Source organism: Pseudomonas sp. AGC41, from assembly GCF_057334555.1.
This window is the reverse complement of the sequence record NZ_JBHFJB010000031.1, coordinates 6,410-10,416: the sequence shown is the minus strand read 5'-3', so window position 1 is coordinate 10,416 and position 4,007 is coordinate 6,410. Positions and strand designations below refer to the sequence as shown.

Sequence of the window (4,007 nt, the reverse complement as noted above, 5' to 3'; positions counted from 1 at the left end):
AATTTCTTGACGACCATAGAGCATTGGAACCACCTGATCCCATCCCGAACTCAGAAGTGAAACGATGCATCGCCGATGGTAGTGTGGGGTTTCCCCATGTGAGAGTAGGTCATCGTCAAGATTAAATTCCGAAACCCCTATCTGCTGATGCAGGTAGGGGTTTTGTTTTTGTCTGCGATAAAGCCGGCCGAAGCTCGTGGTAAATTTGCGCAGTTATTTTCGAGCTGGAGCACTAGAATAGCCCCACCTTAGTTGAGCCAGAGCGCTATATGCCCGATCCGTCAGACATCGATAGGTTGTCAGATCTACCCTTGGACGATCTGGTGGCGTGTCATGAATGCGACCTGTTGATGCGCAAGCCAAAGCTGGCATTAGGCGAAAAAGCCGAATGCCCCCGCTGTGGATACGAACTCTATGCTCACCGGCATAACGTGGTCGAACGTAGCCTCGCCTTGGTAGTCGCCGCTTTGCTGCTGTACGTGCCGGCGAACTTTTTACCCATCATGCAGCTCAATCTGCTCGGACAGTCGTCCCAGGACACTGTCTGGAGTGGCGTGGTTGGTCTGTTCAATACCGGCATGCACGGCGTATCAGTGGTGGTGTTCCTGTGCAGCATGGGGGTTCCGCTGCTCAAGTTGCTCTGTCAGCTGATTGTACTGCTGACCATTCGCTGGAATATCGGGCGAAGTTACGGCTTGTTGTTGTATCGCACTTACCACCACTTAAGGGACTGGGGGATGCTCGAGGTTTATTTCATGGGTGTACTGGTTGCCATCGTTAAACTTGCTGACATGGCGGCTATTACCTTGGGCCTGGGCCTGGTGTGTTTTGTCAGTTTGTTGCTGGTTCAGGTCTGGCTGGAAGTGGTGATGTCACCGCATCAGGTCTGGCAGGCGCTGTCAGGAGAGGATTCCCATGCGCGCGATTGATGCGGGTATCCTGATCTGTATCGAATGCCAGGAGTTGAATCGACAGGATGCGGGCGTAGACAAACAGACCTGCTCCCGATGTGGCGCACGCATTCATCCCCGTCGTCCGAACAGTCTCATGCGCACGTGGGCATTATTGGTCACGGCCGCGATTCTCTACATCCCAGCCAACATGCTGCCGATCATGACCATCAATTCGCTGGGCCAGGGCTCGCCAAGTACTATCATGGCCGGCGTCATCGAGCTGGTTCAGCACGGCATGATCCCCATCGCCGCGGTAGTGTTCGTCGCCAGCATCGTCGTACCCACTTTCAAGCTGGTGGGCCTCGCCTTGCTGTTGTTTTCGGTGCAACGGCACCAACCCATGTCCGCGCGTCAGCGCATCCTCATGTACCGCTTCATTGAGTTCATCGGCCGCTGGTCGATGCTGGACATTTTCGTAATCGCAATTCTGGTGGCGGTGGTCAATTTCGGACGGCTCGCCAGTGTTGAGGCCGGTCTCGGTGCCATCGCCTTTGCCAGCGTAGTGATTTTGACAATGATTGCCGCAGTTACCTTCGATCCCCGACTGATTTGGGATAACACGGAGTCGGATGACGACCATGACTGATTTGCCTACTGCTAAAACCCGACCGGCTTCGAACTGGTCGGCCATCTGGGTCTTGCCGTTGATTGCCTTGATCATCGGCGGTTGGCTCGGCTGGCGGGCTTATAACGAGACCGGCATCGAGATCAGCGTACGTTTTGAAAGCGGTGAGGGCATCCAGGTCAACAAGACCGAGATCGTCTACAAAGGCATGACGGTGGGCAAGGTAAAGGACCTTACGCTTGATGATGAGGGCAGCTCGAAGGGCGTTATCGCGACCATCGAAATGAACAAGGACGTCGAGCAATACCTCAAGACCGGCACACGGTTCTGGCTGGTCAAGCCGAGTGTGAGCCTGGCCGGAATCACCGGTCTGGAGACGCTGGTATCAGGCAATTACGTGGCCATAAGCCCGGGAGAAGGCGAGTCCACACGCAGGTTTAAGGCCTTGGCCGAAGAGCCACCGCTGTCGGACGCCAAGCCAGGTCTGCACCTGACCATCAAGGCCGAGCGCCTGGGTTCGCTGGACCGTGGCAGCCCGGTTTTCTACAAACAGATTCAAGTTGGTCAGGTGAAAAGTTATTCCCTGTCCGAAGATCAGCGCACAGTCGAGGTCAAGGTCTTCATCGAGCCGACCTACGCCAGCCTGGTTCGCAAACACACCCGATTCTGGAACGCCAGCGGCATCAGCATTGATGCCAACCTGTCGGGCGTCAAGGTACGTAGCGAATCGCTTGCCAGTATCGTGGCCGGCGGTATCGCGTTCGCCACGCCGGAAAACCGCAAGGACAGCCCACCCACGGACCCAAGCCTGCCGTTTCGTCTGTACGAAGACTTCGATGCGGCCGCCGCCGGGATCCGGGTAAAGGTCAAGCTCAGTGATTTCGAAGGGTTACAGGCGGGGCGCACGCCGGTCATGTACAAAGGCATCCAGGTCGGCAGCTTGAAGACGTTGAAGGTCGACCCTGACTTGTCCAGCGCCAGCGCTGAGCTGACCCTTGATCCCTTGGCCGAAGACTACCTGGTGACCGGCACTCAGTTCTGGGTCGTCAAGCCATCGATTTCCCTAGCGGGTATCACCGGCCTCGAAGCGCTGGTCAAGGGTAACTACATCGCCGTGCGCCCGGGCGACAAGGGCGCGGCGCCGCAGCGCGAATTCGAAGCCAGGGCGAAGGCTCCGCCATTGGACCTGCGTTCCCCCGGGCTGCATCTGGTGCTGCTGACTGAGAATCTGGGATCGCTGGAAGTCGGCAGTCCGATTCTCTACAAGCAGGTCAAGGTCGGTTCGGTGCAGAGCTACCAATTCTCCCGCAAGAAAAAACAGTTGATCATCGGTGTGCACATCGAGAAGGAATACGAAGGGCTGGTGAACGGTTCGACGCGATTCTGGAACGCTAGCGGCGTCACGCTCACGGGCGGTCTGACTGGCGGGATACAGGTCAAGAGCGAGTCCCTGCAGAGCCTGATGGCCGGCGGGATCGCCTTCGAGACGCCGGAGCCGAATGTGCCATTGAAAAGACGTATCCCGCGGTTCCGTCTGCATGCAGACCGCGAATCGGCACAGCAGAACGGCACGGTCGTGACGATCAAGGTCGATCGCGCCGACGGCTTGCGCAGCGGTACGCCGATCCGCTTCAAGGGGCTGGACGTGGGCAAGATCGAGAACGTCGATCTCAGCGCCGATATGCAGTCGGTGCTGGTCACCGCGCGTATCACCGAAGTACCGGAGCGTATCGCCCGCGTCGGTACCCAGTTCTGGGTGGTCAAGCCAGAGCTGGGGTTGATGAAGACCTCAAACCTGGAAACCCTGGTGACCGGTCAATACATCGAAGTGCAGCCCGCAGTGAAAAGCCAGGGTCCACAGAAAAGCTTTGTTGCGTTGGCCGAACCACCCGAAAGCGCGGTTCCGGAAGCTGGTTTGAGCCTGGTATTGAGTGCGGCGCGCCGTGGTTCGTTGAAGATTGGCGTGCCGGTGACCTATCGCGAGGTGACGGTGGGCAAAGTCACGGGATATGAATTGGGCCAGACGGCGGACCGGGTGCTGATCCATATCCTGATCGAACCCAAGTACGCGCCGTTGGTGCGCAGTGGTACACGCTTCTGGAACAGCAGCGGTTTTGGCCTGGACTTCGGCCTGTTCAAAGGCGCTACCGTGCGGACCGAGTCGTTGGAGACACTGATCCAGGGCGGTATCGCTTTTGCGACGCCGGACGGCGAGCGAATGGGCAACCCGGCGCGACCGCAGCAGACGTTCCCGTTGTTCGACAAGTTTGAAGATGAGTGGCTGACCTGGGCGCCGAAAATCACGCTTGGCAAGTAATTCAAGAGGTCTGTCCTGACGCAATCGTCGGAACGCCGCCCGGAGCAAGCTCGCTCCCACAGGGATGCCGGATCGTTCATCCGAATGCATTCCAATGTGGGAGCGAGCTTGCTCGCGATGAGGCCATCAGTTGCACTGAAAGCTTGAAATTAGCGCAATGAAAAAAGGCCGC

At 57.6% G+C, this 4,007-nt stretch carries 3 protein-coding genes and 1 rRNA gene; all 4 read left to right on the top strand.

Annotation, left to right across the window (positions count from 1 at the left end; all coding sequences use genetic code 11):
- Positions 1-5: 5 nt before the first annotated feature.
- Positions 6-121 (top strand): 5S ribosomal RNA (rrf, locus tag ACE04F_RS05880).
- Positions 122-269: 148 nt separating this feature from the next.
- Positions 270-929: a paraquat-inducible protein A gene (locus ACE04F_RS05875; RefSeq protein ID WP_486105402.1), complete on the top strand. Its 660-nt coding sequence runs from the start codon at positions 270-272 to the stop codon at positions 927-929.
- Positions 916-1,539, top strand: a complete 624-nt coding sequence (locus tag ACE04F_RS05870; RefSeq protein ID WP_486105401.1) for a paraquat-inducible protein A — start codon at positions 916-918, stop codon at positions 1,537-1,539. Before ACE04F_RS05875 ends, ACE04F_RS05870 begins: the two co-directional genes overlap by 14 nt.
- Positions 1,532-3,835, top strand: a complete 2,304-nt coding sequence (locus tag ACE04F_RS05865; RefSeq protein WP_486105400.1) for a PqiB family protein — start codon at positions 1,532-1,534, stop codon at positions 3,833-3,835. Before ACE04F_RS05870 ends, ACE04F_RS05865 begins: the two co-directional genes overlap by 8 nt.
- The last annotated feature ends 172 nt before the right edge of the window (positions 3,836-4,007 follow it).